Origin of the sequence: Sphingopyxis sp. (genome assembly GCF_035998905.1) — a bacterium.
Classification (GTDB): domain Bacteria; phylum Pseudomonadota; class Alphaproteobacteria; order Sphingomonadales; family Sphingomonadaceae; genus Sphingopyxis.
Window position 1 is genome coordinate 54,232 of the sequence record NZ_DASYHG010000009.1, and the last position, 14,441, is coordinate 68,672.

Annotated in this window: 7 protein-coding genes; 1 reads left to right on the forward strand and 6 read right to left on the reverse strand. The window is 68.2% G+C overall.

Annotation, left to right across the window (positions count from 1 at the left end):
- Positions 1 to 31: 31 nt before the first annotated feature.
- From addA to VGN62_RS02615, 6 genes are read right to left on the reverse strand one after another with little or no spacing between them, the layout of a single operon-like run.
- The gene (gene addA, locus VGN62_RS02590; RefSeq protein WP_327450872.1) at positions 32 to 3,502 is read right to left on the reverse strand and encodes a double-strand break repair helicase AddA; all 3,471 of its coding nucleotides are present in this window, start codon (positions 3,500 to 3,502) and stop codon (positions 32 to 34) included.
- Positions 3,499 to 6,471 carry a double-strand break repair protein AddB gene (gene addB / locus VGN62_RS02595; protein WP_327450874.1) on the reverse strand — a complete coding sequence of 991 codons (2,973 nt, stop codon included), beginning with the start codon at positions 6,469 to 6,471 and terminating at the stop codon, positions 3,499 to 3,501. Before addB ends, addA begins: the two co-directional genes overlap by 4 nt.
- Positions 6,464 to 7,183 carry a nucleotidyltransferase family protein gene (locus VGN62_RS02600; protein ID WP_327450876.1) on the reverse strand — a complete coding sequence of 240 codons (720 nt, stop codon included), beginning with the start codon at positions 7,181 to 7,183 and terminating at the stop codon, positions 6,464 to 6,466. Before VGN62_RS02600 ends, addB begins: the two co-directional genes overlap by 8 nt.
- A complete protein-coding gene (locus tag VGN62_RS02605) occupies positions 7,180 to 8,151 on the reverse strand; it encodes an aminoglycoside phosphotransferase family protein (RefSeq protein ID WP_327451345.1) in 972 nt (323 codons plus the stop codon). Before VGN62_RS02605 ends, VGN62_RS02600 begins: the two co-directional genes overlap by 4 nt.
- The gene (tsaE, locus tag VGN62_RS02610; RefSeq protein WP_414713241.1) at positions 8,148 to 8,585 is read right to left on the reverse strand and encodes a tRNA (adenosine(37)-N6)-threonylcarbamoyltransferase complex ATPase subunit type 1 TsaE; all 438 of its coding nucleotides are present in this window, start codon (positions 8,583 to 8,585) and stop codon (positions 8,148 to 8,150) included. The genes VGN62_RS02605 and tsaE overlap by 4 nt, the downstream gene beginning before the upstream one ends.
- A gap of 11 nt (positions 8,586 to 8,596) precedes the next feature.
- The gene (locus VGN62_RS02615) at positions 8,597 to 10,954 is read right to left on the reverse strand and encodes a PAS domain-containing sensor histidine kinase (protein WP_414713238.1); all 2,358 of its coding nucleotides are present in this window, start codon (positions 10,952 to 10,954) and stop codon (positions 8,597 to 8,599) included.
- Positions 10,955 to 11,270: 316 nt separating this feature from the next.
- On the opposite strand from VGN62_RS02615, the gene VGN62_RS02620 reads away from it, so the two are divergent.
- Complete coding sequence (locus VGN62_RS02620; RefSeq protein WP_327450883.1) at positions 11,271 to 14,420, forward strand: TonB-dependent receptor domain-containing protein; 3,150 nt, start codon at positions 11,271 to 11,273, stop codon at positions 14,418 to 14,420.
- Positions 14,421 to 14,441: the final 21 nt, after the last annotated feature.

A 14,441-nucleotide genomic window follows, 5' to 3' on the forward strand; every position in this document is an offset into this window, starting at 1 on the left:
TCTGAACTCCTGAAACTCTGTTGATGCCAAGCTAAGGCGTCGGCGCGTCCGGCTCAAGAGCTGAACCCGGCAAATTCGCCTTGGTTGCCGCCAAGCCGGGCTTGTGCACGTCGAGTAGAGCATCCCCGAGCACAATCAACCGCGGTCCGGCACTATAGAGCAACGCCGCCTCGACCCGGCGGCCGGGAAAAATGACACGTAGCGCATCGCGATAGGCCGCCATCTGCCGCAGATAGGCGGGTGCCACCGCGGCGGCATTTTCGGGCACATGGCGCCCGGTCTTGTAATCGACCACCGTCACCGCATCGTCGGTGACGAGCAACCGGTCGACGATCCCCGCGACGACCATCCCGTCGACCACCGCCGACAATGGCACTTCCGCGAGGCTGCCGGGGCCAAAAAGAGCGGCGTGCGCCGGATCGTCGAGCACCGCGAGCACCTCGCCGACCATCGCTTCGCGCGCCGCCTCGTCGAGCACGGGCGCCTGCGCCGCGAGCCAGTGTAGCGCCGCGGCGCGCCGCCGCCCCGCCGCAACGGGCGGCAATCGCTCGAACAATGCATGGAGGAGCAGCCCGCGCTCGACCGCAGCGACGCGTGCAGTCCCCTGCGGCGGTACCGCGACATCATCCTCGCCGAGCGCCGAGGGTGCGAGCGGACGCGGCGGACGCGCTTCCTCGGGCGCAGGCCGCGTCGCCCATGCAGGCAGCACCAAAGCGGGCGCCGCGACTTTCACCGCTTTTTCCTTCTTCGCCCATTTCCCGATATTGGCACGGTGGATGCGGCGCTGGCCCCACATCGGCCCTGCGTCCTCCCATTCGCTGCCCATGCCCGACAGCACATCGTCGACCGCCGCGTGCCAGCTCGCTTCGGGGATCGTCCGGTCGGCCTTCTTCGTCACGCCGGCAACGACGAGGATTTCCTCGGCGCGTGTCATCGCGACGTAGAAGAGCCGCCAATGCTCCTGTGCGGCCGCCAGTGCCGCCGCGCCATGCGCCTCCGCAAGCTTGCCGTGCCGTTCGTCGGCGGGCACCGCGAAGACGGGCAATTTCTCCCACCCCGCGACGTCGACGCTGAATGGGCGGTGCCCGATCCCGGCATCGTCGGTCGCGTCGGCGAGGATCACGATCGGCGCCTGCAAGCCCTTCGACCCGTGCACCGTCATCACGCGCACGACGTCACTGCGCGCCTCGGTCTGGCGCTTGATGTCGGCACCGCTGCTTTCGACCGCGGTCAGGAAACCGAGCAGCGACACCGTCTCGCGCTGTTCAAAGGCGAGCGCCTGATTGAGCAGTTCGTCGATCGGATCGCGCGCCTCGCGCCCCAACCGCGCGGTGAGCTTGCGCCGCCCGTCAATCGGCCCCGACAGGATCGTTTCGAGAAATCGGAACGGCGTCGTAAAGTCTGCCATGCCGAGCAGATGACGAAGCGACGCCATCGTCGCCGCGGGAATATCGCCCTCGACCGCGCGCAGATGCTCCCACAATGCGGCGCGGCCGCGCTTGTGGGACCGAACATACAGCTCGTCCTGTGTCCAGCCGATCAGCGGCGAGACGAGCAAAGACGCGAGGTTGAGGTCGTCGAGCGGCTGCACTGCAAAGCGCATCGCCGCGATCAGGTCCTGCACCGCCAGCGGCTGCGTCAGCGCGAAGCGATCGACACCTGCGACCGGGACATGAAGCGCCTGCAACCGCGCGACGATCCGTGCCGCAAGGTCGCGGCGGCGGCGCACGAGGATCATGATATCGCCCGGCGCCACCGGCCGGCCGTCCTTGCCATGCGCGATCCAGTCCTGCACCTCGCCCGCGATCGCACGCGCAAGCCGCATCGAGGCGGGGTCCGACGCGGGGGCGCTCGCGTCGCCCCCGTCCTCGTCGCCGCCTTCCTCCGCCTCGGCGTCGAGCGCCTTGCCCACTGGCAGCGGCTGCCACAGTTCGACCTGCCCCGCGTGTGCCTCGCGATACGGTCGGTGCGGCGGTTCCTCGCCGTCGAGTCCCATCGCCCCGGCGCCCCCGGCGGCAAGCCAGGCGTCGACCACCGCCAGCACCGCGGGGGTCGAACGATAGTTGGAAACCAGATCGACCTGCCGGAACGGCTGTCCGCCGATCTCGCCCATCGCATGGAACATGTCACGCGCGGTCGCGAACGCCTTGGGTTCGGTCCCCTGGAAACCGAAGATCGCCTGCTTGCGGTCGCCGACGGTGAAGAGCGTGCGGATGCGCTCCTCCTTCGCGCCGGCCCCGGCGAAAAACTCCTCGGCCATCGACAGGACGATACCCCACTGGCGCATGTTCGTGTCCTGCGCCTCGTCGACGAGGATATGGTCGGTGCGCTGGTCGAGCTTGAAGCGCACCCATTCGCCAAAGCTGCTGACGCGCAGCAGCGAGCCCGCGAGCGTGATCAGGTCGTCGAAATCGGCAAGGCCCCGTTCGCGTTTCGCCAGCGCATAGCCCTCGGCAAAGCGGCCGCCGAGCTTCCACGCCGCCGCGAGTTCGTCGGCGACGCGCATCGCCGCCGCGGTCGCGAGCAGGTGCCGCGCGGCATCGACGATACGAACGGCGCTGTCGAGGCAGCCGGTCATCTTGCCCTTGTCGCCCGCGAAATCGGCGCGCAGCTCGCCCTTGCCCGTCAGGAAGCAACCAACGAGCTCGCCAAGCATCGCCGCGCGCGCGGCTGCATTGGCGATCAGCCAGCCAACCATGACGTCCGAGCAGGCAAGCCCGGTCTTCGTCCCCCAGTCGGCACCGCTCGTCGCGACCGCGCGGATATCGGCCTCGGCGATCGCTCCCGCGGCTATTTCCTCCGCGACCCACGCATCGGGATCGCCGCCGGGCAGGTCGAACGCCGCGCGCAAATCATGCGCCGAAGGCGGCAGCGCCGCGCGCGGCCCGCCGAACGCGGCGGCGCAGCTCGACAGGAAGGACAGCGCCGCATCCTGTCCCAGCCGCCGCGACAGCATCGCCGCCGCCTGGCGCAGCACCGCACCCTCGTCACCCTCTTCGAGCAGCTCGCCCAGCACCTGCCGCTGTAGCGCCGCTGCCTCATCCTCCTCGATCGCGCGAAAGCCCGGGAGCAGCTTCGCCTCGAGCGGAAAGCTCGCGAGCAACGTCTGGCAGAAGCTGTGGATCGTCTGCACCCGGATCGCGCCGCCCGGACTGTCGATCACCGTCGCGAACAGCGACCGCGCGCGCACCATCAACCCCGGCCGGTCCCATGCCAGCCCCAGCGCGCGCAGGTCGAGCCTGAGGTCGCCGTCGTCCATCCGCACCCACGCCGCGAGCCGCTCGTGGATGCGGTGCGCCATCTCGGCGGCGCCGGCTTTGGTGAAGGTGATGCAAAGGATCGCTTCGGGCGATACCCCGTCGAGCATCAGCCGCAACACACGCGCCGACAGCACCTGCGTCTTTCCCGTCCCCGCCGAAGCGCCGAGCCACACATGGCTTTCGGGGTCGGCGGCGGCGCCCTGCCGCGCGTCGAGTTCTGCGAGGCGCGACGCCTTGGTCATGCCCCTTCCTCGCCCCGCCCGAACCATTCGTCGCGGCGCATCAGCTGGTCGTAATCGCCATAGCTCGCGCCCTCGCCCGGCACGAAGGGCGCGTCGCTGAACAGATAGAGTGCCGCGAGTGCTGCCAGCGCGCCGGCGGCATGGTCGATCGCCGCTTCGGCGCTCTTGAGGTCGCTGCGCGATCCATAGGTGTTCGACACCTTGCCCGCACCGCCCGCGCGGCGGTCGGGCCGCAGGCTCCAATACTCGAGCGCGCCGACCGGTGCCGCCTCGACGCCCTTTATGCCGCCTTCGCGCGCGATCAGCCCGAGCAGACCGAGCTGGTTGTCGAGCTTGTCGAACGCCGCCTTCGCGCTCGGCGCCCCACCCGATTTATAATCGACGATCGCGAGCCTGCCCTCTTCGTCGCGGTCGATCCGGTCGGCCTTGCCATGCAGCGTCACCCCGTCGACCCCGATCTCGCCCTGCGCCTCGACGGCAAGCGGCTTGCGTTCGCCCGCGTCCCACACGCGCGCGGCCGCCCAGCGCAGCGCAGGTTCGATGCGCGGCAGCCAGAAGGCGCGCGCGATGGCGTCGAGCGCCGGGTCGCCCGCCAGCGCGCACAGTTCGGCCTCGAACCCCTCGCGCGTCGCGCCGCCGCGAACCCAATCCTCGAACATTTTATGCACCCGCGTCCCGCGCCAGCGCGGATCTGGCGCGGCGCTCAGCGGATCGAGCGCCGACAGCCCGAGCATCTGGTTGGCGTAAAAGGCAAAGGGATCGCGCGCGAGCCGATCGACCGCGGTGACGCTGATCCGGCGCGGGCGATCTGCGGCGGGCGGTTTCGGCGCGGGTTTGCCGATCGGCTGCGCGCCGCCCACGGGCACGTCGAGCTCGGCCGCGAGCCGCGTCAAAGGGATCCCGTCCGGCGCCGGGTCGGGCAGATCGCCCGCGAGCGCCGCGAGCCGCAACCAGAAGCGCGACGCGACCGCCGGATCGCCGCCGCTCCGCTCGGCGCGCGTCACGACGATCTCGCGCGCGGCGAGCGCGCTGGCAAAATCATGCGCCGCCATCCCCTGCTGGCGCTCGGGCGCGGGCAGGCCGAGCAACCGCCGGATGCCCGGCGCGAGCCAAGGGTCGGGCTGCGTCGCCGCGGGCCAGCGCCCTTCGTCGAGGCCCCCGAGGATCATCAAGTCGGCGCGCTGCAACCGCGCCTCGAGAAGGCCCCAGATGAAAAGCCGCGGATGCCCGCCATAGGGCGGCCGCACGCTCGCCTGCCCGAGCAATTGGCCCAGCATGTCGGGAAAATCGGCGGGATCGACCAGCGCCGGACCATCGCCGCGCGCGAGCGCCCACTGGTCGAACAGCTCGGCGAGCATTCGGCCCGCCGGCCCCGCCCAGACCGCATCGCCCGTCAGCCACTCGACACCCTTCTGCAACGCCGCCAGCAAGATCGCGGGCGGCGCGGATGCCGATGCGAAAGGCGCGAGCGCCGCTCCGAGCGCGCCTGACACTTCGTCCCACCACGGCTGCAATTCCGCCGCACGGCCATGACCCCGCGCCTTCGGATCGGCAACTCGCGCGGCGATGCGCGCACTCACCCCGTCCCATCCCGGCGTCAGCCCCGGCTCGCGGAGCAGCAAGTCGAAGCGCCGCAACTGGTCGAGCCACGGCGTCCGCCCTTCGCCCTTTCGCACCAGCGGGTGCCCAAGCAGCGACACCAGCGCGACCGGGTCGAAGTCTGCCGCCAGCTTTGCGAGCAGCAACAGCAGCGCCCCCGGCGGGGTGCGCGACAGGGGCTGGCCCGCGCTGTCGTCGACCGAAATCCCCCAGCGCGCGAGCGCCGCCGCGACGCGCTCGGCAAGCCCCCGATCGGGGGTCACCAGCGCCGCGGTGCGACCCGGCGTTTCGATGGCATGCCGCATCAGCAGCGCGATCCCCTGCGCCTCCTGCCCGTCGTCGGCGAATACCGCGCCCGATATCCCTGCGGTTGCGGCCGACAGGTCGCCCGCGGCCTGCCACTGCACGGTATAATCGGCGGGTGCGAAGAGCAGCGAGACGAAGGGCGTGCGCGCCGCGGGGCCGTCGAACGCCGACGCCGCGTCCCATTCGACGACCTCGTCGCGCGCCACGCCCATGCGATCGAGCAGCAGCTTCAGATGATATTGCGGATGCGTCTCCAGCGGCCGCGCCGGGTCTTCGGGGTCGGCCCGCGTCGGACCCAGCGCCTGCCACTCCTCCGCCGTCATGACCTGATCGACGCCGGGCAGCACGACCATCCCGCGCTCCATGTTCGCAACGGTCCGCAGCAGCCGTGCGATCGCGGGCGCTGCGGTCGTGATCCCCGCCGCAACGACAAAGCGCGCGGGCGGCACGGCACGCCAGCCCGCCGTCACGCGGTCGAGCAGCCGGTTGCGCCGCTCGGCGCGGTCGATACCGCCGGCCTTCGCGAGGACGGCGGGCCAGTGATCGACGAGCAGCCGCAGCCGCCCCAGCGACGCCTGCCAATGCCCGGCAAAGGCGCCGAGGTCGAGATCGACGAGGTCGGCGACCCGCGCTTCCTCATAATGCAGCTGGTCGATCACCCGCGCGAGTCCGTCGGCAAGCTGGAACGCCGCCGCACCGGCAATCGGCGGTTCGCCTGCGGGCGTGTGCCGCTCGATCAGTTCGGCGAGCAGTAGGCGGCGGCGTAGCGGATCGATCGCTGGCGGAACCGGAGCATCGTCGATCGGGTCCAGCGCGAGTGCAACGCTCTCATCGAGATCGGCGTCGCCGATCACCGCCAGCCGCGGCATCAGCAGGCCCCGCCCTCCCGCACGCACAAAGGCTGCCTGCACCGCGCTGCGCGCCCGATTGCTCGGCAGCAGGATCAGCCCCTCTGCCAACCCCAGCGCGCCATCCGCAAAGCGTTCGATCAGCCCGGCGGCAAGCGCATCGGCGAAGGCCCGGTGGACCGGGATCGAAAAGACGCGCGGCTTCGCGTCAGCCATCCGTCAGCGCGGCTTCGGTCGGCGCGATGCTCGCCGGGGTGCCGACGTCGAACCATTGCCCCATGTGCGACAAGCCATAGAGCCGCCCCGCCGCGATCGCGCGGTCCCACAATATGTTCGTCGAAAAAGCCCCCTCGGGCGCATCGTCGAGCAGGCGCGGCGAAATGAGCTGGATGCCGGTGTAGACGAAGGGCGCGATCCGTCCGGGCTTGCGCCGCGACAATCGCCCCGCGGGGTCCATATGGAAATCGCCGCGCCCGCCATGCCCCGTCGCGCTCGCCTGCCGGATCAGCAGCAGCAGCGCATCCATCCGCTCGCCGTCCCAGTGGCGCGCTAGGTGCCGGATGCTGTCCTCGGGTCCGTCGGTCCAGATATTGTCGCTGTTGACGATCAGGATCGGGTCGCCCTTGAGCTGCGGTAGCGCCTTGACCATCCCGCCCCCGGTTTCGAGCAACAGGTCGCGCTCGTCCGAAATCGAAATCGTGAAATTGCGCTTCTGCGCCGCGAGATGTGCTTCGAGCGCGTCGGCGAGGTAATGGACGTTGACGACGACATGCCCGACCCCCGCCGCCTCGATCCGGTCGAGGCTGTGGTCGATCAGCGCCTTGCCCGCAACGCGCACCAGCGGCTTCGGCCGCGTCGCGGTCAACGGCCGCATCCGTTTGCCGATCCCCGCCGCCATCACCATCGCGCTTTCGATCTTCACGCTCATTTCCACGCCTCCGCCCGTTTGGAAGCGGGGACATTGGCGTCGAACCATTGCCGGACGGGGACAAGCGCAGGATGCGCGAGGTCGCGTTCGAGCAGGCCCCACATGCGCGGCTGGAAGCTCCTGTAGTGCGGCTTGTTGTCGCGTTTCCACAAGCGGACGAAAACGCCGAGGATACGCGTGTTGCGCTGCGCGGCGAGCGCCCAATAGGCGGCTTCGATATTCCGCCCCGTCACCGACTGATAGCGCGCGAGCATCGCCGCTTCGACCGTCGGCGAAACATCGCGCCGGGCATCCTCGAGCACCGACGCCAAGTCATAGGCCGGATGCCCGACGAGCGCGTCCTGGAAATCGAGCAGACCGTAATGCGCGATGCCGTCCTGCCCCTCTACCAGCATGATATTCTCGGCATGAAAATCGCGCAGCACAGTGACGCGCGGAAGGCCGTCGGCCTCGACGGGCGCGAGCACCTTTTCCCACGCCGCGCGGAAGGCATCGCGATCGACATCGATCTCCAGCGCCGGGCAATACCAGTCGCTGAACAGCATCACTTCGTCGAGCCATTGATCGAGGCCGTGCACGGGCAGCCCGCCCATCGCCGGCCGCGCATGGAGGTGGACGAGCAGGTCGGTCAGCCCGGTGTAATAGTCCGCCTCGCTATGCAGCTTTTCGTCGACCGTCTCGCGCAGCCGCACGTCGCCGAAATCCTCGATCAGGAGGAGCCCGCGGTCGAGATCGCGCGCGATGATCGTCGGCGCGTTGAGCCCCTGGTCGCAAAGATATTCGGCGACCGCGATGAACGGTCGCGGATCCTCGTGCGGCGGCGGCGCGTCCATCAGCACCGCCTGCCGGTCGCCGTCGACGACGCGGAAATAGCGCCGGAACGACGCATCGCCGGCGAGCGGCAAAATCTGGGCATCGCCCCAGCCATGCGCGGCAAGGAAAGCCGGGGCGTGGGCGGGCGGAATCATCGGAGCGGCCATCTTGCTCCCCAAGCGGGCGGCACCGACGCTGTCAAGGCGCGCGCGTCGCCCTCACCCGAAATCCTGAGCAGCAGCGCGCCCGGCCAGCTTTCGCCGCCCAGCCGTTCGGGCCATTCGATCAGCAGCGCGCCATCGTAAAGATAATCGTCGAGGCCGAGTTCGATCAGTTCGTCCTCGTCTTCGATCCGGTAAAGGTCGACATGCGCTATCGGCAGGTCGACCTCGGGCGGCGCATAGGGCTGGACGATCGCGAAGGTCGGGCTCGGCGCCTCGCCCGCGAGCCCCCGCGCCTTCAGCATCGCGCGCGCCAGCGTCGTCTTGCCCGCGCCGAGGTCGCCCGATAGCAGCACGACATCGCCCGCCGCGAGCGCCGCCCCGATCGCCGCCCCGATCCGCCCGGCGTCGCGGAGTTCATATTGCATAGAGAAATCGGTCATGCGCCGCGCGGCAGGCTGATCCGCACGAGCGTGCCCTGCCCCTGCTCGCTCATCACTTCCATCGTCCCGCGATGCGCCGCGACGAGTTGGCGCGCGAGCGCGAGGCCGATCCCGCCCGTATCGGTGCCCGACTGCTGCCCCCTGGCGACCGCGGCCGCCGCTTCGGGCATCCCGGGGCCATTGTCGGACACGATGATGTCGATGCCGCGCGCGTCGCCGTCGGCGTGGAGCAGCACCCGCGCGCCCGACTTGCGCGACGGCAGGGTGAAGCGCACCGCATTGTCGAGCAATCCCGCGACGAGCCGCGACAGCCGCGGCGCATCGCCTTCGATCGTGCCGAGGTTCGCCGAGATATTGCCGACAAGTTCGACCTTTTCGCTTTTCGCGAAGCCCTTCGCATCGGCGAGTGCGTCTTCAAGCAGCGCGCCGATGTCGACCGGCGCGCGCTCGATCGCGAGCGTACCCGCCTCGCCCTGCGCCAGATCGAGCACATTATCGATCTGGCGCGAGAGCACCGCGACCGAGTCCATGATCGCATCGATATAGGCGCGCTGCTGGTCGGCGAGCTTGCCGGCATAGCCCGCCTGCAGCATCTCGCCGAACCCGCCGATCGACGTGAGCGGTGTGCGCAATTCATAGCTCATCCGCGACAGGAAGGCGGTCTTGGCCTTGTCGGCCGCCTCGAGCGCCTCATTGCGTTCGCGCAGCGCGCCTTCCATCTTCCGGCTCGGGGTGATGTCGAGCATGATCAGTAGCGCATTGCCGTCGGGCAGCGGAATCGACGCAAAGTCGAAATAGCGGCCGTCGGCGAAGCCGATTTCACCGCCGCGCTGCTGCCGTTCCAGTGTCGCGGCGCGGATGACTTCCTGCACGACGCTGATCTGGCTCGGCTTGACCAGCCGGTCGGCAAGCCCGCCCATCAGCGCGTCGACGCGCGGATGCGCCGCGAGCGTCGGCTCGTCGATCCCCCACAGGCGGCGGAAGCGCTGGTTCCACAGATGCAGCCGTCCGTCGGGGGCGAACACCGCGACCGCCTCGAACAGATTGTCGAATGTCGCTGTGCGCACGCGCAGCAGCGTGTCGCGCGCGCCCGCAAGCTGCACCTGCTCGGTCTTGTCCTCGGCGATCAGCAACAGCCCGCCGTCGGGGGTCGGCTGCGCGACGACGTGCAGGTGGGTGCCGTCGCGCAGCAGCCAGTCCTCTTCGCTCGCCTCGGCCTGTGCAAACCAATCGACATGCGCCTGCCGCCATTCGGGATAGTTGCGCACCTCGGGCGTGCGCCCGCCTTCGCGCCACGCGTCGAGCAACCGCGCGAACGGCCGCGCCTCGGTGACATCCTCGGCCTCGAGCGCGAACAGGCGGCGGAACGGCAGGTTGGCGAACGCCAGCCCCTGGTCCGGACCGAATTGCGCGACCGCCGCCGACAGCCGGTCGAGCAGTTCGCGCTGGGTATCGACGAAGCGGCGATGCGCGCCGCGCTCGCTTTCGAGTTCCTGGATGTCGATCGCATAGCCCGCGATCCCGATCACCCGCCCGCCTTCGGGGGCCAGCGGCACGTCGACGACACGCATGATCCGCCGCTCGCCCTCGATCGTCACCGGGATCGTGCGCACCTGCGCCGATCCGGCGATGCGCGCCTCGTCGGCCGCCTCGGCGGCGCTGACGCCCGCAACCGTTTCGCACAATTCGATCCCGCCATCGATCACCGCGGCCGCGCTCTTCGCTTCGACCGCGCGGACATAGGCGCTGTTGACGAGCGCGAGGTTCAGGTCGGTGTCGCGGAACCACATCGGAAACGGCGCCGCCTCGATCAGCCCCGACAGCGCCTCGAACGCCGCCATCGCCTCGTCGCGTTCGCTGCGCGCGAGCGCGAGCGCCTGCTGCCCGTCGGTCGCATCGCTCAGCCAGAGCAGCACGCTGCCCGCGCCCCCGACCGCCTGCGGCGCCGCGGCGCCATGGACGATGATGGTGCGGTTACTCGCCTCGGGCTTCAGGCTCAGCACGAAAGGCTTCGCGCCGCGCTGCGCGCCGAGGATCGCCTGCCGCAGCGCGTCATGCCCCTGCGCGTCGAGTCCGCTGCCCAGCCCGCGCAGTTCGTCGAAGTTGCGCGGTCCGCGTTCGAGCCCCAGCCAGCGTCCGAGCCGCTCGCTCGCCTCGATCCGCCAGTCGGCGCGGACGATGACGGGAAGTTGCGGTGAGGCCTCGACGAGGCTCGCGAGCCGTTCGGTCTGCCCCGCCACGAACGCCGAGCGCCGCTGCATCGCAACGCCGTGCCCGACCGCCCACAATCCGGCGAGCAGCCAAAGCGCGGCGAACAGGCCCAACGCGAATAATGCCCCCGACGATTGCATCATGGCCATTGCGCGCGGGGAGCGTGAAGAAGATTGGGGCAATCGCCTGACAACATCCTGCTGCCACTATCGACTGTCTCGCGCCGATTCAATCGCCGGGCGTCGAAGCGCCGCATCGCGGCGCCACGACGGGGGAAAGCGCGCCGTCGCGCACCCGAGATTCTGTCGCAATTCGCTTGACTTGGCGAAGGCAGTTTGAAAGCTTCGCGAAATGCCCGCGACAGGTCGCACTGCAAGGGTGGTAAAGAGCAGTTCGGCTTGACCTTTTGTAAATGTCCGACGGGCAGGTTACGATTTGAGTACAAACCGGGGAACTGACATGCACAATGATGATTGGACCGCATCGCGGTCACGGCGGAATCTGGGTCTGGCCGGGGTTTCGGCCGTGGCGATCATGCTGGCAACGCCGGCTTATGCACAAAGTGAAGACAGTTCGGCGACGGCCGCCGACGAAGCCGTCGACAGCGCCGGTCCCGGCGATGCCATCGTCGTCACCGGTTCGCGCATCCGCAGGCCCAATCTGGAATCGCAGGTTCCCGTCGTTTCGGTGACCGGCAACGAGTTTTTCGAGCGCGGCAATACGTCGGTCGGCGACACGCTCAACGAACTGCCCGCGCTCCGCAGCACGTTCAGCCAGTCGAACTCGACGCGCTTCCTTGGCACGTCGGGCCTCAACCTCCTCGACCTTCGCGGGCTGGGGACGCAGCGCACGCTCGTGCTCGTCAACGGCCGGCGCCACGTCGGTTCGGACGTCTTGTCGAACGCGGTGTCGCCCGACACCAACACCTTCCCGACCGACCTGATCGAACGCGTCGATGTGGTGACGGGCGGCAATTCGGCGATCTACGGGTCGGACGCGCTCGCCGGCGTCGTGAACTTCATCCTCAAGGACAGCTATGAGGGGATCCAGCTTCGCGGCCAGGGCGGCCTCAGCACCTATGGCGACGCGGGCTCCTATTACGCCAGCCTGCTCGCGGGCAAGAATTTCGCCGACGGCCGCGGCAATATCGCGATCAACCTCGAATTCGCGCGGCAGGAAGATTTCTACACCTCGGGACGCCCGAACCTGCGGCAGAATGACGGCTTCATCACGGTCGACACCGACCCGTCGGGCGCCGTCAACGGCAGTGACGGAACGCCCGACGCGCTTTTCTATCGCGACATCCGCAGCGGGACGTACAGCAACGGCGGCACCTTCCTCTCCTATCTGGGGGGCAGCAGCTATACACCGTTCATCTTCCAGCCCAACGGGACGCTCGTCCAGCAGACGGGTATACAGACCGGCCTTCCGCCCGTTCCCGCCTATCTGGGTGGCAATGGCGACAATTTCCGCGACGGCACGCAGTTCGGTCTTGCGCCCAAGCTCGATCGCTACAGCGCCAACCTGATCGGCCACTTCGAAATCAGCCCCGGTTTCGTGCCGTTCATCGAGGCCAAATATGTGCGCACCGACTCGCTCGGCAACGCATCTGGTCCCTTCTTCACCGGCTCGACGGGGTCGCCGCGCGAGCGCTTCTTCACCCAGAATCCCTATCTGAGCGAACAGGCCAAGCCGATCATTCGCGATTATTATGGCGATTATTACGATGCGGCCGGCAACGACACCCCCGACGGTATTCCCGATGCCGACCAGACGGGTTTCACCTTCCTCAAGAACGCCGTCGACCTGACGAACCGCGAGGAACGGGCGCGGCGCGAAACCTATCGCGCGGTGATCGGCGTTCGCGGCGAGTTCAACGACGACTGGAACTATGAATTCTCGGTCAACTATGGCGAGTTCCGCGAAAGGACCGCGATCCTCGGCAACGTCAATTTGCAGCGCTACCTGCTCGCGATCGACGCCGTCGACCAAGGCCTCGTCCAGAATGGCGTCGCGAACGGCAACATCGTCTGCCGCGCGTCGATCGACCCCTCGGCGCGTGTCCCGCTCGAAGTGGCGGCCGACCCGGCCTATGCCGCGTCGCAGCTCGCCGCCGACGTCGCGGCGTGCGTTCCCGTAAACCTCTTCGGGTCGGGCAATGTGACGCAGGCGGCGCGCAACTACCTGCTCCAGGATTCGCTGGCCAAGGGCAAGATTTCACAATTCGTCGTGAGCGCCTTCATGTCGGGCGACAGCAGCAAATGGTTCGAGCTGCCGGGCGGCCCGATCGGTTTTGCGATCGGCGCCGAATATCGCCGCGAAACCGCGGACTATGTCCAGGACGTCGCGACCGCCGCCGGGATGACCTTCTATAACGCCATCCCGCAATTCGACCCGCCGGCGTTCGAGGTGAAAGAGGCCTATGCCGAAATTCGCCTGCCGATCCTGAAGGACACCCCCTTCTTCCAGGAACTGACGGTTTCCGCCGCAGCACGCGTCGCCGACTATCGCGGGTCCACCGGGACGGTGTTCGCCTATAACGCCGGTCTCGAATGGGCGCCGATCCGTTCGCTGCGCTTCCGCGGCAACTATTCGCGCGCGGTCCGCGCCCCGAACCTTGCCGACCTCTACACGCCGCTCGGACAGAATTTCGCGACCGTCGTCGACCCCTGTTCGGCGCGCAACGTCGGCACCGGCTCGTCGACCCGCGCGGCGAACTGTACCGCCGACGGCGTGCCTGCCGGTTACGACTATGTCTACACGGCCTCGATCGGCTTCCTGTCGGGCGGTAATCCCAATTTGGGCGAAGAAACGTCCGATTCCTACACGATCGGCGGCGTCTTCCAGCCCGAGTTCCTGCCGGGGTTCAGCTTCTCGGCCGACTATTACAATATCACGGTCAACGATGTGATCACCGCCCCGTCGGCGCAGGGCATTTTGAACGCCTGCTATGATGCGGCCGATCTCAACAACCAGTTCTGCGCCCTGTTCGAACGCAACGCGGGCCCGGGCAACGGGCCGCGCGGCGAAATTCCGGGTCGCATCCTGGAAAACAGCCTCGACGTGATCCCGCTCAACTATGCAAAGCTGAAGGTCAGCGGCATCGATTTCGAGGCGCGCTACGAACGCCAGATCGACAAGGTCGGGAAATTCTCGATCGGCGCGATCTATACCTATGCGCTGACGAACAACAGCTATCTGTCGCCGACTGATCCGGGCCGCGCCGACCGCGTGCTGGGCGAACTCGGCGATCCGCAACATGCGTTCAACGTGAACGCATCGCTGACATCGGGTGCGGTCACCTTCGGCTATCGCGCCCGCTACCTCGGCAAGATGTCGAACGGCGCGTGGGAGAATTACAACAGCGTGCAGGGCCGCCCGCCGCAGAATGACGACGCCTTTGCCGACGGGTTCAAATATTATCCGGCGGTCTGGTATCACGACTTCCGGGTCGGCCTCGATGTCGCCGACAAGTTCACTTTCTATGGCGGCGTCGACAATGCGTTCAACAAGAACCCGCCCTTCGGCCTGACGGGCGCAGGGGCCGGCAGCGGCATCTACAGCAACCGCGGGCGTTTCTTCTACGCCGGGATCACCGCCAAATATTGATCGGTGCCGGTTCGGACATCT

Excerpts from the sequence above, each read along its gene's own strand:
- addA (WP_327450872.1), bottom strand. The coding sequence starts at position 3,502 with ATGACCAAGGCGTCGCGCCTCGCAGAACTCGACGCGCGGCAGGGCGCC.
- addB (WP_327450874.1), bottom strand. The coding sequence starts at position 6,471 with ATGGCTGACGCGAAGCCGCGCGTCTTTTCGATCCCGGTCCACCGGGCC.
- VGN62_RS02600 (WP_327450876.1), bottom strand. The coding sequence starts at position 7,183 with ATGAGCGTGAAGATCGAAAGCGCGATGGTGATGGCGGCGGGGATCGGC.
- VGN62_RS02605 (WP_327451345.1), bottom strand. The coding sequence starts at position 8,151 with ATGATTCCGCCCGCCCACGCCCCGGCTTTCCTTGCCGCGCATGGCTGG.
- tsaE (WP_414713241.1), bottom strand. The coding sequence starts at position 8,585 with ATGCAATATGAACTCCGCGACGCCGGGCGGATCGGGGCGGCGATCGGG.
- VGN62_RS02615 (WP_414713238.1), bottom strand. The coding sequence starts at position 10,954 with ATGATGCAATCGTCGGGGGCATTATTCGCGTTGGGCCTGTTCGCCGCG.
- VGN62_RS02620 (WP_327450883.1), top strand. The coding sequence starts at position 11,271 with ATGCACAATGATGATTGGACCGCATCGCGGTCACGGCGGAATCTGGGT.